The organism is Cylindrospermopsis raciborskii Cr2010 (assembly GCF_003367075.2).
GTDB lineage: Bacteria > Cyanobacteriota > Cyanobacteriia > Cyanobacteriales > Nostocaceae > Raphidiopsis > Raphidiopsis raciborskii.
Genome location: NZ_CP065936.1, coordinates 1,426,691 through 1,451,609, shown reverse-complemented (window position 1 = coordinate 1,451,609; position 24,919 = coordinate 1,426,691). Strand labels below are relative to the sequence as shown.

Below are 24,919 nucleotides of genomic sequence, written 5' to 3'. Positions count from 1 at the left end.
TAATTATTGGCTCTTAATTAACTATAATAAAAAACAATGGACCACCAATATTCTGGGGGATTCCCGCATCAATCTGAATTCCAGTATAATTGGTTACTTCCTGTAAAGGATCAAAATCAATTTTATTCATCTTTTGCAATCTATATAATGCCTGATCTAGATCATCTCTTGATAGGGGCGGTTGTAATTTCTCTCGCACATGGAAGATGGGTAGGTAATTTTCTGTACCCAGTTCTCGATCTAAATTTTCAATAGTTTGTAAAATTTCTTCGTCAGTTATTTCCCTAGGAATTACTGATTTTTTTCCCTGGGCATTCTTACGCAAAAATTGTATGTACGCACCCAGCATGTCTAAACTGATTACAGGATGAGAATCTTTTTGTGGTATGTACTCATCACGTAAAAACTCAAGTCCTCTATCTGTGAGCCAAACTTGTGCTTTCGTCCTTTTTATCTTCTGTTCTACCTTTATTAAACCCCGCTCACTCAGGATTTTTAAAATTCCGTCTTTTTCATCGGACTTTAAAGATTTAATCTTAATTTTACTAACCTCTATTTTCTGATTGCTCTTAGCTATATTTTGTAACACCTTTATTTCTTCAGGCGCTATGGGTAGTTGGGAAGATTCAATCTGTAATGCAGCTTTACCAGCAGGTAAGATCTGCGCTGAAACAATTTCTCTGGAGTAATCTACATATTCTCTCTTTTCTAATTCTTGACAAATTTTACTTTTTTCTTTTTTAAAATATTCAAGCGCAGAAGAAGTCCAACCAGCATTATGATCTGGGGATGCCAGTAGTCTTAGCATAAATTTTAACTGGTTTGTATTCATAGTTAATCTTATTTGTATGTCAGGTATAGTTTTTAAAAGTCATTGTCCATTATATACACTTTTGGTAAACAAGGCCTATGAGTGTGTTTAACTATTTTAACAAAAATAGTTAGCATTCACGATCCATACCCAAAAATTTCGGGTCAAAAATTCTTTAACCTTGAACTTTTCCTTATCTTTAGATAACTAAATCTTAACGTCTTGGAGTTAACGTTGTGTGATTAGAGGTATTGCTATGTAGCAATTAACTTAATTGATAACTTCAACTGCTTCTAGCTCAACATAAACCCCAACCCCAAAGGTGAACAATGGCAACTATTAAAACAGTCCGTTTTTCCCAGTTCAATGCTTCCCTTAACCGTAATACTAGCAATCAGTTAGTTACAGATTTATCTACCACTACTAATGCCCAGGCCAAATCAGTAGCGGAAATAATTCAACGCGCTAACCCAGATGTACTGTTAATTAATGAATTTGATTACGTTCAAACCAATCCCACCCAAGCTATTCAACTTTTGCAACAGAATTATCTTGGTGTGAGTCAAAATGGAGCAACACCCATCACCTACCCGTACTTCTATATTGCTCCTTCTAATACTGGTATTGCTTCTGGATTTGACTTAAATAACAATGGTGCAGTGGTCACAACACCTGGTGCTGCTGGATATGGTGATGATTCCTTTGGATTTGGTAATTTCCCTGGGCAGTTTGGCATGTTATTACTGTCTAAGTATGAAATTGACACGGCAAATGTTCGCACCTTCCAAAACTTCTTATGGAAGGATATGCCAGGCAATTTATTAACTAATGACCCCACGGTAGATAATCCTGCTACTACCACAGTTAATGAAAATCTTGGTAGCTTTTATTCACCCGAAGAAATTGCCGTACTACGTCTTTCTTCCAAAAGTCATTGGGATGTACCCATCAAGATTGGTAATCAAACCATTCACGTTCTAGTTAGTCACCCCACTCCACCCGTATTTGACGGTACAGAAGACCGTAATGGCAAACGTAATTACGATGAAATTAGATTTTGGAGTGACTATATAACTCCTGGTAAGGGGGACTATATCTATGATGACACGGGTAAAAAAGGTAGTTTAGCATCTGGGTCTAGTTTTGTCATTATGGGCGATGAAAATGCCGATCCCCAGGATGGAGACAGCTACAATCAGGCCATTTTGCAATTGCTCCAAAATCCTAATATTAATACCAATTTTATCCCTACCAGTTTAGGCGCTGTGCAACAGTCAACCTTACAGGGAGGAGCAAATGTCAATCACCGGAGCAACCCAGCTTTTGATACATCTGATTTTGCTGATACAACCCCCGGTAACTTACGTTCAGATTATGTTTTACCTTCTACGGATCTCAAAATTGCCAATTCAGCAGTTTTTTGGCCGGTTAATACTGACCCTAACTTTGCACTGGTAGGAACCTTTAATTCTAGCTTACCTGGTGGTTTTCCCAGCTCCGATCATCGCCTAGTACTGGCTGATATTCAAGTTGACCCAACCCCGGGAGGAAAGACAGTTCCCAATCTAAAGTTTGTGGGTCAAAAAACCTTTGTCACTGGTTTTATCCCCCCCGGTACTCCAGGAAAAGTTAATGGCACAGACACCCCCATGGGTGGTTTATCCGGTGTTGTCTATGATGTGGCTAAAGGTCTCTTTTATGCTATCTCTGATGACCGTTCCCAATTTGGTCCAGCTCGATTTTATACTTTTACCCTGAATCCTGCTACTAGTGACATCACCTTTACTAATGTTACTCCGATTACGGATACCAGTGGTAATTTATTCCCAGCCTTGAGTCTTGGCCCAGAGGGTATTGCTCTCACTAGCAATGGAACTGTGTTTATTTCCTCTGAAGGTGAGGCTAATCCCTCAGCAGGTCGTGTCACCAACCCCTTTATTAAAGAGTTTGATTTGACTACAGGAAAGGAAATTAGAACCTTGCTTGTTCCCAGCAAGTTCTTACCTGTGGTTCAAGATACTAATGGTGACGGGGTCGTTAATACTGGTGATACTCAAACATCCGGGGTGCGCAATAACTTGGCTTTTGAAAGTTTGACTATTTCCCCTGACCAAAAAACTCTATATACCGCCACGGAAAATGCCTTACTACAAGATGGCGATCGCACGTCCTTAACCGCTCCTAGTCGTTCTCGTGTTATTCAGTATAATTTAGTTACTGGACAACCGGAAAAAGAATATTTATACTTGGCAGATGCGATCGCCAAAGCACCTACAGGTGGTACAGCAGCAGATAGTGGGTTAGTGGACTTACTAGCGATTGACAATCGTGGTACTCTATTAGCCTTGGAAAGGTCTTTTGCGGTGGGACAAGGTAACACCATCAAGATCTACGAAGTGACTCTTCAAGGAGCAACGGATATCACTACAATTAATTCCTTGAGTGGAATAACTAGTGATCAACTAGCAGCGATTCAACCTGTACAAAAACGCCTGGTCCTCAACCTTGATACCCTAAATTTACCCAATAGTGATGGGAACCATCCTACGGGAACGGACAATATAGAAGGATTGAGCTTTGGCCCCCGATTAGCTGATGGTCGTCAGTCCATAGTATTGGTCAGTGACAATAATTTTGGTGCGACCCAATTTACCCAGATCCTCACTCTGGGTGGGGAACTATTACCTACTGTAATTCCCACGGTAGAAACCCGCCCGGATTTATTTGATGATCCTACTTTACCAACATCTCAAAGAGCAGATGCGGATGACCCAGCCATTTACGTCAATAGTCAAGACCCCAGTAAGAGTATCATTTTAACAGCGGTGAAAAATGCTGGACTGCGAGTCTATGACCTAACGGGCAAATTATTACAGGAAATTAATCCTGGGTCAATTCGCTACAATAATATTGATCTCCAATATGGCTTCACCCTGGGTGGAGAAAAGATAGATATTGCGGTAGCAAGCGATCGCCAAAACGACAAGTTGGTGATTTTCAAAATTAATCCCCAGGGAACAGGTGGGAACTATTTAGAGAACATCACTGATAGTAGTGTCACTACTCTGTTTCAAAGCTTACCCTTTGTTGCTCCTTACTCATCATCATCCCGCAGCGCCTACGGAATAACTATTTACCGTAGCCTGGCAACTAAAGATTACTACGTGTTTGCTTCCCGTCGTCAAACGGGAGATGTGGCTCAATTTAAACTGATTGACAAAGGTAATGGCAAAGTAGGCTATGAACGAGTTAGAGAATTTACCATTCCTGCTCCTAGTGATTCTACCCGTTCTGCTCAAACCGAGGGTATGGTAGCAGACCAGGAAATGGGCTTTGTTTACATTGGTCAGGAGGATGTGGGAATTTGGAAATTCGATGCAGAACCCAATGGTAGCAACGTTGGTAAACTGGTAGATAAGGTTAAATTTGAAGGTGGTCAAAACCTTACAGATGATGCGGAGGGTCTCACAATTTACTATGGCAAAAATGGCACCGGTTACCTATTAGCATCTAGCCAAGGTGATAACAGCTTTGCCGTTTACACCCGTGAAGGTAGCAATGATTTTCTGGGGAGATTTGCTGTTGGCAGTAATGGCGCAATTGATAGCGTGCAGGAGTCTGATGGTGCAGATGTGATTAATCTACCCCTAGGCGCTAATTTCCCCATGGGTTTATTTGTCACTCAAGATGGCAATAACGAACCCGCTAAAATTACTGATGGTGAGAACATCAACAGCAATTTTAAATTGGTCCCCTGGGAAAATATTGCCAATGGTTTCCCCACATCTTTAAAAATTGATACTACCACTTTCAATCCCCGCACTCCCATAGCCCAGTCCCTAGTTAACGGAGTTGCTAGCGGTGACACCACCCAAACTTCTACCATTCTCTGGACCCGCAGTCTTTTCACCGGACAGGTGACCTTTGAATATGGTACAACTCCAGACTTTAGTACCATAGTTGGCAAAAAGACAGTCAACGTAACCAATACTACTCAACCAGTTAAAGTATTAGTAGATGGACTTACACCGGGAACCAATTACTACTATCGGGTCAGCGATGTAAGTGGTGGAACTGCTACTGGTAAGTTTAGCACAGCAGCTACCTCCACAACTAGAGCTGGGTTGAAATTTGGAGTCTCGGGTGACTGGCGTGGTGAATTAGCGCCCTATCCAGCCATTAATAATGCGGATACAGCTAATTTGAAATTCTTTGTCCAACTGGGAGATACCATTTATGCTGACGTTCCCTCACCAGGACTCAAGGATAGCAAGGGAGTGGAAATACCTCAAGCTACTACCCTAGAAGACTATCGAGCTAAACACTCTGAAGTATACGGACTACGCTATGGACAAAATACCTGGGGAGACCTAAGAGCATCTACCTCCATTTTAACTACTATAGATGACCACGAGGTTTACAATGACTTTGCTGGTATGTCTCCTTCTGGCACGGGTTTAACCAATGACAATCCCTTCTATGAAAATGGGTTGCAGGCTTTCCAAGAGTATAACCCCATTAGCGATCAGTTTTATAGTCAAACCGGTGATAGTAGAATTGATGGAGAAAGGAAACTCTATCGCTATAACACCTATGGTAGTGACGCAGCTACTTTTGTATTAGATGCTCGCTCTTTCCGAGATACGGAACTACCCCCCGTTACCAACCCAGGTGATTCAACTCAGGTTGGCAATTTCCTGGCCCAGTCTTTTAATCCCAATCGCACCCTGTTGGGAAGACCACAGGTGGAAGATCTCAAAAAAGACCTCCTGCGCGCAAGCAACAGCGGTATAACCTGGAAGTTTATCATGTTGTCAGGACCAATCCAAAACCTGGGTGTAGCAGCAGCAAGTGACCGCTACGAAGGATATGCAGCTGAAAGAACGGAACTTCTCAAGTTTATCGATGACAACAAAATTAAAAACGTTGTTTTTGTTACTGCTGATTTCCACGGTACAATAGTAAATAATCTCACCTATCAAACCGCACCCGGTCAAGCTCAAATTCCTACCAATACCTGGGAAATTATTACTGGTTCCGTAGCTTACGATGCTCCCTTTGGACCAACAGTGGCTGGTTTATTCCTAACACCACAGCAAAAGGCATTTTATGATTCCTTACCTACAATTAGTGATGGGGATAGTGTTGTAAATGACAAGGATGATTTCATTAAACAAGCTATCAACAATGGATTACAACCTTTTGGCTACGATCCAATAGGTTTAAACAACAACCTTTCTCAAGTTGATGGGTTAATTAACTCTAAGTTACTACAAGGAGACTATATTGCGACTCACACCTACGGTTGGACGGAATTTAACATCAACCCAACTACTCAAAAGCTAACGGTCACTACTTATGGAATCAAACCCTATACTGAAGCTGAGTTAGTTGCTGATCCTAATGCTATTATCAATCTGCAACCCCAAATTGTCAGTCAGTTTGAGGTGGAACCAAATGCCAATAATGTTCCCCAAGCATCCCAGTTGGTCTTTGGCACCACGGATCGTGATGTTGTGGTAATTCCTTCCCAAACTGATGGTATTAAAGACCTAATCTTTACCGGTTCTGGAAATGATGAGGTAGACACTACTCTCAATACCTCCTTGGAAGGTTTTCCCAGGGGCGAAAATACTATTCACACAGGTAGTGGCAAAGACGTTATATACGCAGGTAATGGCGATCGCATTTTTGGTGGTAGTGGGGATGATGAAATCTACGCTACAGATGCCAAGGACTATCGCCTTTCCGGTGGATCTGGTAATGACGTTTTTCACCTAGGTGTGAATGGTCGCGCTTTAGGTGGTGATGGAGATGATAAATTCTTTGTTAGCGAAGGTGGGGGCAATTTAATTTCCGGTGGTGCTGGTGCAGACCAGTTTTGGATCGCTACCGGTGATATCCCCAAAGTTGACAACAAAAACCTTGCCAATACCATTGTGGATTTTCAGATTGGTACTGATGTTTTGGGTATTAGCGGTCAAGTCCAGAGCTTTGGCTTTAAGGATCTAACCTTAACCAATAACGACATTATCATCAATGGCAACACTATAGCTACCTTAATTGGAGTAAATACTAGCACACTTACTGTCAGTAACTTCAGTTTTGTTTAGTCTTGCTTAAACTACAGCATCTAAAGCTATAGTTTAAGTTTAAAAATATCGATATTTCAGTTTATACTTGATATATACTGGAATATCGATCTGATTTGAAACCACAGATAAAAAATATAAAGAAAGTGATATAAAAAGGTAAGGACAAAAAACTCATAAACATTTATAAAACCAATGCCACTCATAAATACAGTTGATGTGACCATTTTCACCAAGTTTACTATTCCCCTGTTGGCCAGCTCTACCAATGAGTCGGTGGACAATACCATCGTGGTAGCAGCAGTTCTCCTCAGTTTAGTAGTTATTTACCTAGCTAGTAAGTTAGGGGGCGAACTATCCAACAAATTAGGATTTCCACCGGTTCTGGGTGAATTAGTTGGAGGTGTGGTTGTTGGTACATCAGTTCTACACTTGCTAGTATTTCCAGAAGGTGGTACTGATAGCTCCAGTTCCTTGATTATGTCCTTCTTGCAAATTACCGCTGGGTTAACACCAGAAGCTACACCCGCAGTATTTGCTGCTCAATCAGAGGTGATTTCCGTTTTAGCAGAATTGGGTGTAATTATTCTTCTGTTTGAAATAGGGTTGGAGTCCAACTTAAAAGATTTGATGGAAGTTGGCATTCAAGCGTTTGTTGTCGCAGTGGTAGGAGTAGCTGTTCCCTTTGCAGCGGGTACTGCAGGGTTGATGATCATCTTTGGCATTGCTCCAGTACCTGCTATTTTTGCTGGTGCAGCTTTAACTGCTACTAGTATTGGTATTACCTCCAGAGTGCTTTCAGAAATTGGTAGGTTGAATTCCAAAGAAGGACAAATTATCCTTGGTGCAGCTGTCATAGATGATATCTTAGGAATTATCGTTTTGGCGGTAGTTGCTAGTTTAGCTAAAGATGGCGCAGTGGATGTGGGTAACGTAATTTATTTAATAGCCAGCGCTACTGGATTTATTATTGGTGCCGTAATTCTTGGTAATGTTTTTAATAAATCCTTCGTGGCGATCGCGGATATGTTGAAGACCAGGGGGGGAGTGGTAATTCCCGCTTTTATTTTTGCGTTTATCATGTCCTACCTGGCGGATATCATTAATCTAGAAGCGATATTAGGAGCATTTGCAGCTGGATTAGTTTTAGAGGAAACAGAAAAGAGAAAGGAACTGCAAAAGCAAGTTATACCAATTGCGGACATGCTAGTGCCAATTTTCTTTGTAGCAGTAGGAGCGAAAACAGATTTAGGAGTGTTAAATCCAGCTATACCAACCAATAGAGAAGGACTGGTGATGGCTACCTTCCTGATTACAATAGCGATTATTGGTAAAGTGATTACAGGTTTAGCCGTTTTTGGTCAGCCAGGTATTAACCGTTTAGCCATTGGTGTAGGTATGATTCCCAGAGGTGAGGTAGGGTTAGTATTTGCGGGAGTTGGTGCAGCTAGTGGAGTGCTTTCCAAACCTTTAGGAGCAGCAATCATTATGATGGTAATTATCACCACCTTTTTAGCTCCCCCCCTATTACGAGTTGTCTTTCCCCAAGGGGAATCTTCGGTTGCAATAGATTCCACCTCAGAGGTATAGGGGAAATGGGGAAATGGGGAAACTTGAAACTTATATTTGTATATTACCGTCCCGACATATAGTCCTAGCCAGGAGATGGTTATCTACAGACTTGGCAACCGCGACTTGGCAAAATTCTCAGATTGGGATATTGATTAAGTCTATGATGTTAAATATAGGAGAAGGGATTTGAGACTACACTACTTACTAACGGGAACAATTGGAACAGTTCTTTTACTGTCTTCACCTAGTTTAGCGGCTCAATTTGACTCTTGGCGGTTTGATGCTAACGAAAACAAGCTAGAAATTAGAACAACTAGACCTGTTCAACCACAAGCTCAATTAGTTTTTAACCCTACGCGACTGGTGATTGATTTACCGAACACCAAATTTGGTCAACCCCAAGTTGCTCGACCCATAGGTGGTGGGGTTCGTGTGGTTCGCATAGGACAATTTGATCCCCAAACTACCCGTGTAGTAGTGGAATTTAATCCGGGTTATACGGTTGACCCTCAAGCTATCAAGTTTACACCCGTCAGTGGTAGTCGCTGGATAGTACAACTGCCAAAACTAGAGCGGGTATCCTCCAACACCCCACAGGATAACAATAATAGAGATGACAATTCCAATTATAATTTAGCAACTATAGATTCTACCCAATCTCCACCAGAGTTTTCTTCAGCGGGAAAAACCCAAGTTGAAAAATTACAAACTACTGGAGATGGTTTCTTTATTCGCACTAGTGGTATCTCCCCCCAAGCTAGAATCAACCGCAGTGTTGACCGGACTACCATCTTCATGAATATTGTGGGTGCAAGTTTGTCTCCACAATTAACAGCAAGAAGCATCTTGGTTAATCGCCATGGCGTTACTCGGGTTCAGCTGATCCAATTGCGAACTACTCCTAGCACGGTGCAAGTTAGCTTTAAGGTGGATGCAAAAAGTCCCGATTGGGAAGTAAGCACTGTTGGTGATGGACTGGTGATTTTACCAGTGAAGGGATTTGTTAACTCACGGGAGGGAGGTGAAACCCTAACTCCTAATTTTCCTGATGTTAATGACGTAGAAAATAATAATGAGACCGGGACTGATACCATTGAATCGGTGCAGTTAAGCGACAATGGCACAGAATTATTAATTAAAGGCGGTCAGAAATCATCTGTAACTACAGGTTGGGACAGAGGTTCCGCCATGTTTCGCATTAGTATTAATAATGCCAAATTAGCACCTCAAGCTTCCAGAGTCAATCTACCACCTAACAGTCCAGTATTGGGAGTGCGTGTCCAGTCTGGGACGTTAAACAATGTAATTATTCTAGTACAACCAGCATCAGGAGTTCGTATTGGTCAACTTGGTCAAACTAGCAACGGAATGTTGTCTTTGCCAATCCAAAGGACCAGTCAGGTAAGATCGCCAATTGGCTTACCCCCCCTAGATCAGGGTGGAAGTAATCACTTACCAGATCCCAACGCCAAACCAGAAACCAATCCCCAACCTCGTCCTCGTCGCACTACCCCCAAGGGTAAATTGCTAGTCATGATTGATCCAGGACATGGTGGCAAAGATCCAGGAGCTATAGGGATTGCTGGAGTGCAGGAAAAAGATATTATTTTGCCCATTAGCCTAAGAATTGCTAAAATTCTGCAAGAAAATGGCGTAGAGACCGTATTAACCAGAGATGCTGACTACTTTGTCACCCTTCCAGGAAGGGTGGAAATGGCACAGCGCACTGGAGCTGATATATTTGTTAGTATTCATGCTAACTCAGCAGGTCTTAATCGTCCTGAAGTTAGCGGATTAGAAACCTATTATTATGATAGTGGTTTAGACTTAGCACGAACTGTTCACAACAAAATTTTGCAAAATGTCAATGTCAGGGACAGAAGAGTAAGGAAGGCAAGGTTTTATGTTCTGAGAAAAAATTCTATACCCTCGATTTTGGTAGAACTTGGTTATCTAACGGGAGAAGAGGATGTGGCTAATTTACAAAGGTCTACCTACCAAAATCAAATGGCCCAGGCCATTGCTCAGGGAATTCTCCAGTATTTAAAACAAAGATGAACTATTATTCTATAGTAGTCCCTGAACCCATTCCCCTATGCACTCATATCCCGTTTTTGAAGGTAATTCCCAAGCATTTTCCATTCAGGAAATTCCCAGCTGCTCTCCCATTGGTGTGTTTGACAGTGGTGTGGGTGGGTTAACTGTCCTGCGACAGGTTTATCAGCAACTACCCAATGAGTCGGTTATTTATTTTGGGGATACGGCCCATCTTCCCTATGGTATCCGCTCCCAAAAAGAAATCTTAGGATATGTCAGGGAAATACTCAATTGGATGGAACAACAAGGGGTGAAAATGGTGATTATGGCCTGTAACACCAGTTCCGCTCTCACTTTGGAAACGGTTCGTTTGGAATATAAATTCCCCATTTTGGGGATGATTTCACCTGCTACTAAGTTTGCTGTAAATGTGGGTAAACGTATTGGTGTGATTGCTACTCCTGCCACAGCTAAAAGTAATGCCTATCGTCAGGCAATAATGGAACTTAAAGTTAATGTTCAGGTATGGCAAGTAAGTTGTCCTGAATTTGTTCCCTTAATCGAACAAAATCGCCTTCATGACCCCTACACTCTTGCAGTTGCTAAATCCTATTTAGAACCTTTATTAGCACAGGAAATAGATACTTTAATCTATGGATGTACTCATTATCCTTTACTTGAACCTATAATAAAGACTCTCATACCAAATCACATCCATCTGGTAGATCCTGCAGTTCATGTTGTTAGGGTCTGTCAGCGAGAGTTAGAAATACTAAACATCAAAAATCGCCTTTTACCTATGCCCACTCGTTTTGTCGTTAGTGGGTCTCCTCAACAGTTTTCTCAATCGGGAACCCCATGGTTGGGTTATACTCCCTTGGTGGAGCAGTTTTCTGTTCCCTACTCCCTCCGTTAGGATATCTTATGATAGAACTCTAACTAGCAAGGATTTGGTTGATTTTTGTTGGTTGCCAACTACTATTGAGAAAGCAGTAACTGTTAGGTGTGTACCGTTATGACAACTAAAAAACAATTTAATAGCTTTGAAGAAATGTTATCTGGATCCGATGTACCCGTGCTGGTGGATTTTTACGCTGAATGGTGTGGTCCATGTCAAATGATGGCTCCCATCTTGGAGCAGGTCAATACTCATTTCCAAGGTCAGCTAAGGGTTGTAAAAATCGATACTGAGAAGTATTCTCAATTAGCTACTCAATATCGTATAGAAGCATTACCAACTCTCATCTTGTTTAAAAATGGTCAGCCAGTTGATAAAATTGAGGGTGTGGTACAAGCACCTCAATTAATTCAACATTTAAAAACTTTAATTTGATAGTTAGGAAATAATTGGGGGACTTAGGTCCTCTAATTACCTTCTAGCATTTAAACAACACCATTCTTGACGCTGCCAAACTTTATCTACTACCCAATTGTTTTTTTCCAACGTGGTAATTACGGATGGAGATTGTTCTACTAAAATACCACTAAATATCCCCCAGGAACCGGATTTGACCAGGTCTGTCATTTGTGGAATTAACTCAATAATTACGTCAGCTAAGATGTTGCAAACTATGCCATCTAGAGATTCAGTGAGGATTTCTGTTAGGGTATGTACACTACCTAGGGCACAGGTTAATTTTTCTGGATTGAGATGATTCAAAATACAATTACTATTAGTCGATTCTACTGCTAAAGGGTCATTATCTACCCCATAGACTTTTTTCGCACCTAGTAGAAGTGCGCCTATGCCCAAAATACCCGAACCACAGCCAATATCTGCAATTACTTGGGGAGCAGTAATACTAGTATGAATGCTATTTTGAGTTAAATATTTTTCTAAAGATTCCAGACACAATTGGGTGGTGGCGTGATTTCCCGTACCGAAAGCTACTCCCGGGTCAAGACGGATAACCAATCTGGATGTGGATGGGGGTATGGGTAGCCATGCAGGATTAATCAAAAACAGATTACCTATTTCCTGAGGGTGCCAATATTGCTTCCAACTGGTAGACCAGTCCTCTTCATTAATTTGATGCCAATTTAATTCGGGAGTAGGTAAACCAATAGCTATTGAGTCTTCATGTAATAATGTTGATAAGTTAGTAAGATCTGATAATTGTGCCTGTAAGGTGGAGAGATAAGCTCTAATTAATAGAAACCTATCCTTTTTTTCCACAGCAACGCCCCGACAACCGAAGGTTTCCAACCGCCAAAAGATAGAATCTTCCAGGTCAGGTGTACATAAAATTTGGATTTCCCACCAGGTATTTGTCATTATGTTTTGGTTATTAGTAGTGTTCATACTCAATTCCCCCACTTCCCCAAACCGAACCTATAGGGTTACTGTATAAGCATCCCGAATTCCAGAAACTTGTTTAATTTCCTCCAGAATGCCATCTGGTAATGGGTCATCAATACTCAAAGCCATAACCGCATCACCTCGCACAATTTTTCTCCCCACTTGCATGCTGGCAATGTTGACATTGAAACTCCCCAATAAGGAACCCAATTTGCCAATAATTCCTGGCATGTCTCGGTGCAGGGTAAATAGCATATATTTGCTGGGTGGTACGTTAATGGGGAACCCATCTACATCTGTGAGGTGTATTTCCTTTTCTCCTAATAAAGCACCGGTGACAGAATGAGTTCCTAATGTACCTGTAGCTTCTAAATGTAATGAACCCGCATAATCTCTGGCTGAAGCATCCCTAGTCTCAATGACTCTAATACCTCTTTCTTTAGCTTCTATGGTCGCATTAACATAGTTAACCCGTTCCCTTAACGCTTGATATAGTAGTCCTTTTAATGCTGCTACTACTAGGGGTTGACTTTTGTTGGTGGCCAGATCTCCTTGCAGTTTAACATTCAGTGTTTCTATTCTTCCACCTGCTAATTGTCCTACCAGATTACCCAGGGTTTCTGCTAACTGCATATAGGGTTTGAGCTCTTCTATAATGTCAGGCCCTAATCCGGGAATGTTTACCGCTGAGCGAGCTGGTAGCCCTAATAATACATCCCTAATTTGCTCCGCCACGTCTATGGAGACGTTTACCTGAGCTTCTGTAGTAGATGCACCTAAATGAGGCGTAAGAATTATTTCTTTGCCTAGCGATCGCAGGGGGGAATCTCCCAGGGGTTCAGACTGGAATACGTCTAGTGCAGCACCGGCGATTTTACCGTTTTTAATGGCATCCGCTAGGGCCAACTCATCAATTATACCACCCCTAGCACAGTTAATGATGCGGGTGGTGGGTTTCATTTTTCCTAGGGTTTTAGCATTAATTAAGTTAGTTGTTTCTGGTGTTTTGGGAATATGTAGGGTGATATAGTCCGCTTGTTGAAATAGTAGGTCTAGATCTACCAGATGACAACCGATTTGTTCGGCCCTCTCGGTGGAAATAAAAGGATCGTAGGCCAATAGTTTCATGCCCATGGCTTTGGCCACATGGGCTACATGGGAGCCTATTTTTCCTAATCCAACAACACCTAGAGTCTTTTTATATATTTCTGCACCAACAAAGGTTTTTCTATCCCATTCTCCCTTTTTTAGGGAGGTATTAGCATCAGGAATATGACGGGATAAGGATAACATCATTGCCAGAGTGTGTTCTGCTGCTGCAATGGTATTTCCTTCAGGGGAATTGACTACTACAATACCCTTTCGGGTGGCAGTTGGCACATCTACATTATCCACACCTACACCAGCACGACCAATAATTTTTAATTGGGTACCAGCTTCGATAATTTCTTCTGTAACGCGGGTTCCCGAACGAATCATGAGTGCGTCATATTCACCAATGATTGCTACTAATTCGGCTGGTTTTAAGCCTGTTTTGACATCAACTGTAGCTACTTGAGAGAGAATATCAATACCAGCTTGATCAATTGGATCGGAAACAAGAACCTTAGACATAAGTACGTAAACTAATGATGGCTAACAATTATAGGTTTTACCTGACCTTTTGGTAAAGTGAGGGTTGAAAATATTTTATGTGTTACACTAGGGTAGGGATAAAATCGATGATGGCTAATGACTATGCTGAAAGGTCTACTGAATCTCTTTTTGCAGAATACCTGTCCTCTTTGCCAACGTAATACACCAAATTTATTTTGTCCATACTGTAATCAACAATTGCAAAAAAGTTGTTTACACGACCCTAATTGCTCATGGCAACCCCCCATACCTCTTTTTGCTTGGGGTAGCTACGGGGGAATATTAAAAAGGGCTATTATGATGATGAAATATGAAAACCGCCCAGAAATAGCACTCTTTTTGGGCCAGCTCCTGGGAGGATCATGGTTGTTAAATTCTAGCTGTAAATATCAAGCTCCTGTAATCGTACCCATACCATTACACCCGGATAAAATGAAAATACGAGGTTTTAATCAATCTGAGCTTATTGCTAGAGGTTTTTGTGACGTGACAGGGCTCAGGTTAAAACCCCATGGATTAATGAGAATTAAACATACACAACCGCAATTTGGAATATCAGCTGATAACAGGCAAAATAACTTAATGGGTGCTTTTGATTTGGGTAAGGATTTTTTTAATCGCTATCCTAATAAACCTATATTGTTGATTGATGATATTTACACTACAGGAGCAACCGCTAATTCTGCTATACACAGCCTGGATGCTTATGGAATAAATGTCATTGGTTTGGCTACTGTAGCTAAAGCTATTAAGGATGATCCACAAAATATATAATTTATTCATAACCTGTTAACAAACTATGAAAAGTTACTATATACCCCTTTTTAAAAAGGTACTTATTCTGCCCATAACTTTTTTGTCAATAATTATTTACTCTCATCAGGCGATCGCCCAAACTGGAAATAGGGATAATATATATAATCCCATTCTATTAAAGCTAGAAGGGGAGATTACAGATAAATTGACTCTAAAGGACATTCCCACGGGTCAAGGGGGATTTGCGCGTGATTATCAAGTCAACCTGAACAAGGGAGATAATCTAGTAATTGATGCATCTTCGGAAAATTTCGATACAATTATCACACTTTTAGGTCCCAATGGTTTGACGGTAGGGGAAAATGATGATGGTCCAGATGGCACCAGTAATTCTCTGTTATTTGTCCGCATCACTGAAACTGGGAAATATATTATTAGAGTGAGGTCTTTTGGAGAAACTGGAGTTGGTAGCTTTAAACTCAAGGTGACAAAATTGTTGCCAGTTAAGTAAGTATTTCTAAGGTAAATGTTTTTAAAAACAAGCGATCGCTGGAAGCAAAATCAAACCGCCCACTCCATAATATAACGAATTCACGTACACCATAATTAACGGTGGGGTTTGTTGGGTTTCGTTCCTCAACCCAACCTACGGCAAGTGTTTTTAAAAATAGGCGATCGCAGTTTTGGAAGTAAAATCAAACTGCTCATCCTGTAATACAATGAATTCATGTACACTATAACTAACGGTGGGGTTTTGCATTAAGGTAAATGTTTTTAAAAATAGGCGATCGCTGTTTTGAAAGTAAAACCAAACCGCCCATAATTAACAGTGGGGTTTGTTGGGTTTCGTTCCTCAACCCAACCTACGGTAAATGTTTTTAAAAATAGGCGATCGCTGTTTTGAAAGTAAAACCGAACCGCCCATAATTAACAGTGGGGTTCCACATTAAGGTAAATGTTTTTAAAAATAGGCGATCGCTGTTTTGAAAGTAAAATCAAACCGCCCACCCTATAATACAACCAATTCACGTACACCATAATTAACGGTGGGGTTTTACATTAAGGTAAATGTTTTTAAAAATAGGCGATCGCTGTTTTGGAAGTAAAACCAAACCGCCCATAATTAACAGTGGGGTTCCACATTAAGGTAAATGTTTTTAAAAATAGGCGATCGCTGTTTTGAAAGTAAAATCAAACCGCCCACCCTATAATACAACCAATTCACGTACACCATAATTAACGGTGGGGTTTTACATTAAGGTAAATGTTTTTAAAAATAGGCGATCGCTGTTTTGGAAGTAAAACCAAACTGCCCATAATTAACAGTGGGGTTTGTTGGGTTTCGTTCCTCAACCCAACCTACGGTAAATGTTTTTAAAACCGGGCGATCGCTGTTTTGAAAGTAAAACCAAACCGCCCATAATTAACAGTGGGGTTCCACATTAAGGTAAATGTTTTTAAAAACGGGCGATCGCTGTTTTGAAAGTAAAATCAAACCGCCCACCCTATAATACAACCAATTCACGTACACCATAATTAACGGTGGGGTTTTACATTAAGGTAAATGTTTTTAAAAATAGGCGATCGCTGGAGTCAAAATCAAACCGCTCACTCCATAATACGTGGAATGAGCGGTTATGTAATAATAAACCTGGCATCGAGCTATTTTGACATGGGGCAACCCCCATACTATCGTCGCCGCAACAGCGTTTCACCTCTGAGTTCGGGAAGGGATCAGTGTGGTTCCACCGCACCATAGACACCAGGAAAACCTGTCGATTTCAAAGTTTCCACTTCAAAACCCTGAAGACTGCATATATTTCGATAAGAATGAATTACCTTTTGAGGTCAAGCCCTCGGTCTGTTAGGACTTCTCTGCTGCATACATTACTGTACTTCCACATAAAGCCTATCAACGGGTGTTCTCCCCGTGACCTTACCTACTCTCGTAGTGAGAACACTCATCTTAAGGTGGGCTTCCCACTTAGATGCTTTCAGCGGTTATCCTCTCCGAACTTGGCTACCCAGCGTCTACTCCTGGCGGAATAACTGGTACACCAGCGGTTCGTTCCTCCCGGTCCTCTCGTACTAAGGAGGACTCCTCTCAATGTTCTTTCGCCTGCACCGGATATGGACCGAACTGTCTCACGACGTTCTGAACCCAGCTCACGTACCGCTTTAATGGGCGAACAGCCCAACCCTTGGGACGTACTTCCGCCCCAGGTTGCGATGAGCCGACATCGAGGTGCCAAACCTCCCCGTCGATGTGGACTCTTGGGGGAGATCAGCCTGTTATCCCTAGAGTAACTTTTATCCGTTGAGCGACGGCCATTCCATGCTGCGCCGTCGGATCACTAAGGCCGACTTTCGTCCCTGCTCGACTTGTTGGTCTTGCAGTCAAGCTCTCTTTTTGCCTTTACACTCGTCGCACGGTTTCCAAGCGTGCTGAGAGAACCTTTGCGCGCCTCCGTTACCTTTTAGGAGGCGACCGCCCCAGTCAAACTGCCCACCTGAAACTTTCCTCTCACCGGCTTACGGTGATTAGTTAGAATTCTAGCTTCGCCAGAGTGGTATCTCACCGTTAGCTCCCTTCCCCCCTCAAGGAGAAGTTCTTCGCTTCCCACCTATCCTGCGCAAGCCAAGCCCGAACACAATTCCAGGCTACAGTAAAGCTTCATAGGGTCTTTCTGTCCAGGTGCAGGTAGTCCGTATCTTCACAGACATTCCTATTTCGCCGAGTCTCTCTCTGAGACACCATCCAGATCGTTACGCCTTTCGTGCGGGTCGGAACTTACCCGACAAGGAATTTCGCTACCTTAGGACCGTTATAGTTACGGCCGCCGTTCACCGGGGCTTCGGTCGTCAGCTTCATGTTTCCACTGACCAACTTCCTTAACCTTCCGGCACTGGGCAGGCGTCAGCCCCCATACGTCCTCTTTCGAGTTGGCGGAGACCTGTGTTTTTGGTAAACAGTCGCCTGGATCTCTTCACTGCGACCTGCCTTTCGGCAGGCACCCCTTCTTCCTAAGTTACGGGGCCATTTTGCCGAGTTCCTTAGAGAGAGTTATCTCGCGCCCCTTGGTATTCTCAACCTCCCTACCTGTGTCGGTTTCGGGTACGGGTACTATATGTTCATCACAACCCTAGCTTTTCTTGGCACTTTCCTTCACCACTCGACCGTCGTAACGGTCTTCCCAATCCATTCAGGGCGTGGCTATCTTTCATGCGTCCCTAGTTCTGCTCCCATATTGTAGTCCGGGATTGTTGACCCGGTCTCCATCGACTACGCCTTTCGACCTCGCCTTAGGTCCCGACTAACCCAGAGTGGACGAACCTGCCTCTGGAACCCTTAGGGTTTCGGGGCATTGGATTCTCACCAATGTTTGCGCTACTCAAGCCGACATTCTCACTTCCGTCTCGTCCACAGCTGCTTGCCGCTACTGCTTCTCACTACTACGGAACGCTCCCCTACCGATTATTTCTAATCCCACAGCTTCGGTACATCACTTAGCCCCTTTCATTTTCGGCGCAGGATCGCTTGACTAGTGAGCTATTACGCACTCTTTCAAGGGTGGCTGCTTCTAGGCAAACCTCCTAGTTGTCTTTGCAACCCCACCTCCTTTTTCACTTAGTGATGATTTGGGGACCTTAGCTGGTGGTCTGGGCTGTTTCCCTCTTGACGATGAAGCTTATCCCCCACCGTCTCACTGGCAATGTGCTCCTTGGGTATTCTTAGTTTGCCTCGATTTGGTACCGGTCTCCCAGCCCGCACCGAAACAGTGCTTTACCCCCCAATTTTTTCATTACCGCTGCGCCTCAACACATTTCGGGGAGAACCAGCTAGCTCCTGGTTCGATTGGCATTTCACCCCTAACCACCGCTCATCCGCCGATTTTTCAACATCGGTCGGTTCGGACCTCCACTTGGTTTTACCCAAGCTTCATCCTGGCCATGGTTAGATCACCAGGGTTCGGGTCTATAAATACTGATTAGCGCCCTTTTCAGACTCGGTTTCCCTTTGGCTCCAGCATTCCCGCTTTAACCTACCAGTACCTATAAGTCGCCGGCTCATTCTTCAACAGGCACGCGGTCATCCGTTTAATCGGACTCCCACTGCTTGTAAGCTCACGGTTTCATGTTCTTTTTCACTCCCCTCCCGGGGTTCTTTTCACCTTTCCCTCGCGGTACTTGTTCTCTATCGGTCACACAGTAGTATTTAGCCTTACGAGATGGTCCTCGCTGATTCATACGGGATTTCTCGTGCCCCGTACTACTCGGGATTCAGCTTCTATCCTTTGACTTTCGACTACAGGACTTTCACCCCCTCTGGTGCAGTATTTAGCTGCTTCGTCTAGTCTCTAGATTCGATGTTGCTGTCCCACTACCCCAAGAGGTATACCCCTTGGTTTAGGCTCTTCCCCTTTCGCTCACCACTACTCGGGGAATCTCTTTTGATTTCTTTTCCTCTGGCTACTAAGATGTTTCAATTCGCCAGGTTCGCTCTTTCCTGTCTATATATTCAACAGGCAGTGTTCAGGGTTGCCCCATTCGGATATTTCCGGCTCTCTGTTTGCTTCCAACTCCCCGGAACTTTTCGCAGGTAACCACGTCCTTCTTCGCCTCTGTGTGCCTAGGTATCCACCATGAGCCCTTATTAGCTTGACCACTTGGTTCTTCACTTGCTTCTATCTTTCGATTTCGGCTCTCTTATCTATCTATATGCAGTTTTCAAGGTTCTGGCTGGTTCTCACCAGCAGTCTAGGTCTTTCCTAGTTGCTGGGAATCACCGGAAATATAATACTTTGAAAGAGACTTGACCAATTCTCGACCGACCTAGAGTAGACCATTTGATTCTCTATTCGCCTTCGGCTTTCGATTCTTCAATGGGTAGGTCTCCCTAAAAGGAGGTGATCCAGCCACACCTTCCGGTACGGCTACCTTGTTACGACTTCACCCCAGTCACCAGTCCTACCTTAGGCATCCCCCTCCTTTCGGTTGGGGTAATGACTTCGGGCGTGACCAACTTCCATGGTGTGACGGGCGGTGTGTACAAGGCCCGGGAACGAATTCACTGCAGTATGCTGACCTGCAATTACTAGCGATTCCTCCTTCACGAAGGCGAGTTGCAGCCTTCGATCTGAACTGAGCTACGGTTTCTGGATTCGCTTGCCATCCCTGGCTCGCTGCCCTCTGTCCGTAGCATTGTAGTACGTGTGTAGCCCAAGACGTAAGGGGCATGCTGACTTGACGTCATCCTCACCTTCCTCCGGTTTGTCACCGGCAGTCTCTCTAGAGTGCCCAACTTAATGCTGGCAACTAAAAACGAGGGTTGCGCTCGTTGCGGGACTTAACCCAACATCTCACGACACGAGCTGACGACAGCCATGCACCACCTGTCTCTGCGCTCCCTAAGGCACTCCCAGCTTTCACCAGGATTCGCAGGATGTCAAGTCTTGGTAAGGTTCTTCGCGTTGCATCGAATTAAACCACATACTCCACCGCTTGTGCGGGCCCCCGTCAATTCCTTTGAGTTTCACACTTGCGTGCGTACTCCCCAGGCGGGATACTTAACGCGTTAGCTCCGGCACGGCTCGGGTCGATACAAGCCACGCCTAGTATCCATCGTTTACGGCTAGGACTACTGGGGTATCTAATCCCATTCGCTCCCCTAGCTTTCGTCCCTCAGTGTCAGTTACGGTCTAGCAAAACGCTTTCGCCACCGGTGTTCTTCCTGATATCTACGCATTTCACCGCTACACCAGGAATTCCTTTTGCCCCTACCGCACTCTAGTTCTGTAGTTTCCACCGCTTTTATTTGGTTAAGCCAAACTCTTTAACAGCAGACTTTCAGTTCCACCTGCAGACCCTTTACGCCCAATCATTCCGGATAACGCTTGCATCCTCCGTATTACCGCGGCTGCTGGCACGGAGTTAGCCGATGCTTATTCCTCAAGTACCGTCACTTTCTTCTTCCTTGAGAAAAGAGGTTTACGACCCAAGAGCCTTCCTCCCTCACGCGGTATTGCTCCGTCAGGCTTTCGCCCATTGCGGAAAATTCCCCACTGCTGCCTCCCGTAGGAGTCTGGGCCGTGTCTCAGTCCCAGTGTGGCTGATCATCCTCTCAGACCAGCTACTGATCGACGCCTTGGTGGTCCCTTACACCACCAACTAGCTAATCAGACGCGAGCTCATCTCCAGGCAATAAATCTTTCACCTCTCGGCACATCCGGTATTAGCAGTCGTTTCCAACTGTTATCCCCGACCTGGAGCCAGATTCTCACGCGTTACTCACCCGTCCGCCACTAGATGCCTAAGCACCCCGTTCGACTTGCATGTGTTAAGCATACCGCCAGCGTTCATCCTGAGCCAGGATCAAACTCTCCGTTTTGTTAAGTTTGCTTTTAGCTCTACTATTATGATTTGACTAACGAATCCTTTTGCATCGCCAGAATTCGTTAGCTTGAATTTCTTAGACGAGGAATGGTTGTCTTTATTCTTTCAAAGTATTATTTTGTCTCGGTTCGGTTGCGGGGCTTGTTTGCCTCACTCCAAATAATCTAACAACTATCTTTGGGAATGTCAAGTAGTTTTTTGAGATTTTTTAAAAAAGTCTCTAACCCAGTTATGACAATAATTTCAGCCTAAATCTTCCCCAAAAAACAATAGCAAAGTGAATCAACACAAATTAATATCTACTTGGACAAAACGCTATATAAAGGGATAATAACTAAAAACCGTTTGGGAATCTTTCGATAGCCTGCCAATTCTCCCCCGTTCCAGTACGGTAGAGCGTCAACTCAATCCTGTGTTATGTTAGTCATGTGACAATCAACTTTTCTCCTGGCATAACTGTCATTATGGTAATTACAAAAAGTAGACTTGTTCTAAGTGCTACAGCTGTGGCTGTTTCTACAATTGTGGTCGGTGGTCTTGGTATTCACTGCCGTGGTCAGGCCTTGTTTCAGTCCAGTCCCAAGGAACTGATAGATGAGGTTTGGCAAATTGTAAACCGCCAATATGTTGACGGTAGTTTTAATCAGGTCAATTGGCAAGCTGTTCGTCAAGAGTACTTAGGCAAGTCCTATGGTAATAAACAAATAGCCTATAAGTCAATTCGCGAAATGCTCAAAAAGTTAGGAGACCCCTACACTCGATTTATGGATCCGGATGAATTTAAAAATATGCAAGTTGATACATCCGGTGAGCTAACGGGTATTGGCATAACTATAAGTCAAGACGAAAAAACTAAACAACTAGTTGTGATTGCTCCTATTGAAGATACACCAGCATTTAAGGTGGGCATCTTGGCCAGAGATGTAATTTTAGAAATTAATGGTAAAACCACTCAAGGTATGGATACCAATCGGGCCGTCTCTCTAATTCGGGGCGAACCGGGAACTCAGGTCAAATTGAAAATCTCCCGAAATGGAAAGACTAAAACATTTGATATTACTAGGGCCAGAATTGAAATTCACCCAGTTAAATTTTCTCAAAAACAAACCCCTGCAGGTAATATTGGTTATATTCGCCTTAATCAATTTAGTGCCAATGCTAGCAAGGAAATGAGAGGTGCTATTGAAAATTTAGAAGCTAATCGGGTTGATGGCTATATATTAGACTTACGAGGTAATCCGGGTGGACTTCTATATACAAGTATAGATATTGCTCGCATGTGGTTAGATAAGGGAACCATTGTATCTACTATTGACCGCCAAGGGGAAAAGCAACGAGAATCCGCCAGAGATCGCGCTTTAACTAGTAAACCTTTAGTTGTATTGGTAGATAAAGGATCCGCTAGTGCTAGTGAAATTCTTTCTGGGGCCCTACAAGACAATAGACGGGCAATGGTGGTGGGTACACAAACCTTCGGCAAAGGTTTAGTTCAATCAGTCCGTCCTTTACGGGATGGATCGGGACTAGCAGTTACTATTGCTAAGTACCATACACCCGCTGGTAGAGATATTAATAAGCATGGTATTGATCCCGATGTAGTTGTAGATTTAACCGATGCCCAAAGACAAAATTTGTGGGTGAAGGAACGGGAAAAGCTGGCAACCCTAGAAGATCCCCAATTTGCTAAGGCATTAGATATTTTGGGTAAGGAAATAGCTAAAAATCCTTAGTAAGTAGGTGGGTGGAATTAAATATAAGATGAACGTAGGTTAGGTTGAACTATGAAACCCAACACCCCCATCGGTTATACCATCGCCAACCCATCCTACAAATAATATGGAAATCACCTGTGGAGCCAGTGGAATAAAATTATCAGGAACTTAACCTCTAGATACTCGGTTTTCAAACTCCTGGCGAGTGCTTTCAACTACACTCAAGGCGGATTCATAAATTTCCTCATGCTCTTGTTTGAGCCATCCTAAAAGATTAGCAAGTTGAGCATTCCGCAGGTCCAGATCAGCCTGAAAAATTATCGATGCTGCCATAGCCTCAGCATACTCGCGCTTGTGCCCTTGAGCCTCTATAGCACTTGCAAGAGCAGCCAGGGCTTGTTTGGTCACAGAAGCTGGATTATTTTCTATAGACATGTTTTCAATTGTGGTTGAATTGGCAAAATTGTGGACTGAACGGCTAATATACCAATTAGAGCGGGGAGAGGTCAACTATGGCTCAGCTATTTCACTATGCCAGAAAAAATTTTTCCTAACCCCTTGCCAAAATCAAAAAGTGCTGCTAACTTAGTAAAAGTGGAACAGAAAGGGTCGGTGTCCGAGCGGTTAATGGAGGCGGACTGTAAATCCGCTGGCTTGCGCCTACGCTAGTTCGAATCTAGCCCGGCCCACCACTTAATTAAACGTAAAAGCATACTATGGTTTGCCCGTGTGGCTCAGTGGTAGAGCACACCCTTGGTAAGGGTGAGGTCACGAGTTCAATCCTCGTCACGGGCTTAGAATAGCTAAAGAATTAGAAGTCATCAAAGACGATGTTTTTAGACCACAAATTTTGATAAATTTGAATTTTATTTGACTTGATAGAGACTTTCTGTAGATGTAGGATGTAATATAGGGAATGCGGCCTTTTAATAAATTGGATTTTTATGGCTAAAAAGAGCATGATTGAGCGCGAAAAAAAACGCGCTGGGTTAGCAGCAAAGTATGCTGCCAAACGAGAAGCACTGTTGGAAGAGTTTAGAACTACAGAATCACCTCTGGAAAAACTAGAGGTGCACCGAAAAATTCAACAACTACCACGCAACAGCGCACCTACCCGTCGTCAAAACCGTTGTTGGTTGACTGGTCGTCCTAGAGGTGTTTATCGGGACTTTGGACTATCTCGCAACGTTCTTCGAGAATGGGCACACCAAGGTTTATTACCTGGAGTTGTCAAGTCTAGTTGGTAATCGGGGACTATCTCATTATATAGCTCAAGCAGTTACCCATGTCTTAGGATAGTCCTGGATCAAAGCTCAAGTCGGTTTTCAACCGACTAGTTTTGTCATGGGTATGTTGGGAATTAAAACCCAATAACAAACAGGAGACTCTATTCCGTCAACATTGCGGAGTAACTAGACATAATTACAACTTTGGTTCTAAGAATCGCGCTAAGGCTATTTTTGAACTGGCTAAAACTCAAGCTAACGTGTCAAGCATCCGGAGAGATGCCACTCATAAACTCACTTATACATCCTGAGGACAGCCTAAGTTTGACCATCTGTCGTTTGACTAATGGAAAACAGGACCAATAAAATAAACGAGGAAATTTCCA

At 43.1% G+C, this 24,919-nt stretch carries 14 protein-coding genes, 2 tRNA genes and 3 rRNA genes; 12 read left to right on the top strand and 7 right to left on the bottom strand.

What is annotated here, in order from left to right; all coding sequences use genetic code 11:
- Positions 1 to 13: 13 nt before the first annotated feature.
- Positions 14 to 832 carry a hypothetical protein gene (locus C6N34_RS06650; protein WP_057178165.1) on the bottom strand — a complete coding sequence of 273 codons (819 nt, stop codon included), beginning with the start codon at positions 830 to 832 and terminating at the stop codon, positions 14 to 16.
- A gap of 308 nt (positions 833 to 1,140) precedes the next feature.
- On the opposite strand from C6N34_RS06650, the gene C6N34_RS06645 reads away from it, so the two are divergent.
- The 5 genes from C6N34_RS06645 (at position 1,141) to trxA (ending at position 11,845) form a co-directional block, all read left to right on the top strand.
- On the top strand, positions 1,141 to 6,924 hold the full coding sequence (locus tag C6N34_RS06645; protein WP_115538596.1) for a phytase: 5,784 nt from the start codon (positions 1,141 to 1,143) through the stop codon (positions 6,922 to 6,924).
- 174 nt (positions 6,925 to 7,098) lie between these two features.
- Entirely contained in the window at positions 7,099 to 8,493 is a 1,395-nt protein-coding gene (locus tag C6N34_RS06640; protein WP_115538595.1) for a cation:proton antiporter, read from the top strand.
- A gap of 168 nt (positions 8,494 to 8,661) precedes the next feature.
- A complete protein-coding gene (locus C6N34_RS06635) occupies positions 8,662 to 10,533 on the top strand; it encodes an N-acetylmuramoyl-L-alanine amidase (protein WP_115538594.1) in 1,872 nt (623 codons plus the stop codon).
- 37 nt (positions 10,534 to 10,570) lie between these two features.
- Positions 10,571 to 11,428, top strand: a complete 858-nt coding sequence (murI, locus tag C6N34_RS06630) for a glutamate racemase (RefSeq protein WP_006278378.1) — start codon at positions 10,571 to 10,573, stop codon at positions 11,426 to 11,428.
- Between the two features lie 99 nt (positions 11,429 to 11,527).
- Positions 11,528 to 11,845: a thioredoxin gene (gene trxA / locus C6N34_RS06625; RefSeq protein WP_115538593.1), complete on the top strand. Its 318-nt coding sequence runs from the start codon at positions 11,528 to 11,530 to the stop codon at positions 11,843 to 11,845.
- Positions 11,846 to 11,881: 36 nt separating this feature from the next.
- Here the strand turns inward: trxA and prmA are convergent, their stop codons facing one another.
- Positions 11,882 to 12,787, bottom strand: a complete 906-nt coding sequence (prmA, locus tag C6N34_RS06620; protein WP_115538615.1) for a 50S ribosomal protein L11 methyltransferase — start codon at positions 12,785 to 12,787, stop codon at positions 11,882 to 11,884.
- 57 nt (positions 12,788 to 12,844) lie between these two features.
- Positions 12,845 to 14,425 (bottom strand): phosphoglycerate dehydrogenase, encoded by a 1,581-nt coding sequence (serA, locus tag C6N34_RS06615; protein WP_006276725.1) that lies wholly within the window; start codon positions 14,423 to 14,425, stop codon positions 12,845 to 12,847.
- A 117-nt stretch (positions 14,426 to 14,542) separates the two neighbouring features.
- On the opposite strand from serA, the gene C6N34_RS06610 reads away from it, so the two are divergent.
- On the top strand, positions 14,543 to 15,220 hold the full coding sequence (locus tag C6N34_RS06610; RefSeq protein ID WP_006276726.1) for a ComF family protein: 678 nt from the start codon (positions 14,543 to 14,545) through the stop codon (positions 15,218 to 15,220).
- Between the two features lie 25 nt (positions 15,221 to 15,245).
- Positions 15,246 to 15,713, top strand: a complete 468-nt coding sequence (locus C6N34_RS06605) for a PPC domain-containing protein (RefSeq protein WP_006276727.1) — start codon at positions 15,246 to 15,248, stop codon at positions 15,711 to 15,713.
- A gap of 1,138 nt (positions 15,714 to 16,851) precedes the next feature.
- Here C6N34_RS06605 and rrf read toward each other — a convergent pair.
- From rrf to C6N34_RS06590, 3 genes are all read right to left on the bottom strand, one after another.
- Positions 16,852 to 16,969: ribosomal RNA gene (gene rrf / locus C6N34_RS06600) — 5S ribosomal RNA — on the bottom strand.
- 77 nt (positions 16,970 to 17,046) lie between these two features.
- A 23S ribosomal RNA gene (locus tag C6N34_RS06595) occupies positions 17,047 to 19,867 on the bottom strand.
- Between the two features lie 235 nt (positions 19,868 to 20,102).
- A 16S ribosomal RNA gene (locus C6N34_RS06590) occupies positions 20,103 to 21,590 on the bottom strand.
- The 16S, 23S and 5S rRNA genes sit together here, the layout of an rRNA operon.
- 469 nt (positions 21,591 to 22,059) lie before the next feature.
- On the opposite strand from C6N34_RS06590, the gene ctpC reads away from it, so the two are divergent.
- A complete protein-coding gene (ctpC, locus tag C6N34_RS06585; protein WP_057177343.1) occupies positions 22,060 to 23,325 on the top strand; it encodes a carboxyl-terminal processing protease CtpC in 1,266 nt (421 codons plus the stop codon).
- Positions 23,326 to 23,475: 150 nt separating this feature from the next.
- Here the strand turns inward: ctpC and C6N34_RS06580 are convergent, their stop codons facing one another.
- Positions 23,476 to 23,817 (bottom strand): hypothetical protein, encoded by a 342-nt coding sequence (locus C6N34_RS06580; protein ID WP_235528923.1) that lies wholly within the window; start codon positions 23,815 to 23,817, stop codon positions 23,476 to 23,478.
- Positions 23,818 to 23,913: 96 nt separating this feature from the next.
- On the opposite strand from C6N34_RS06580, the gene C6N34_RS06575 reads away from it, so the two are divergent.
- From C6N34_RS06575 to C6N34_RS17180, 4 genes are all read left to right on the top strand, one after another.
- Positions 23,914 to 23,999: transfer RNA gene (locus C6N34_RS06575), tRNA-Tyr, on the top strand.
- Positions 24,000 to 24,030: 31 nt separating this feature from the next.
- Positions 24,031 to 24,102, top strand: a tRNA-Thr gene (locus C6N34_RS06570).
- A 149-nt stretch (positions 24,103 to 24,251) separates the two neighbouring features.
- Complete coding sequence (gene rpsN / locus C6N34_RS06565) at positions 24,252 to 24,554, top strand: 30S ribosomal protein S14 (protein WP_006276731.1); 303 nt, start codon at positions 24,252 to 24,254, stop codon at positions 24,552 to 24,554.
- A 92-nt stretch (positions 24,555 to 24,646) separates the two neighbouring features.
- Positions 24,647 to 24,844 carry a helix-turn-helix domain-containing protein gene (locus C6N34_RS17180; RefSeq protein WP_072149081.1) on the top strand — a complete coding sequence of 66 codons (198 nt, stop codon included), beginning with the start codon at positions 24,647 to 24,649 and terminating at the stop codon, positions 24,842 to 24,844.
- Positions 24,845 to 24,919: the final 75 nt, after the last annotated feature.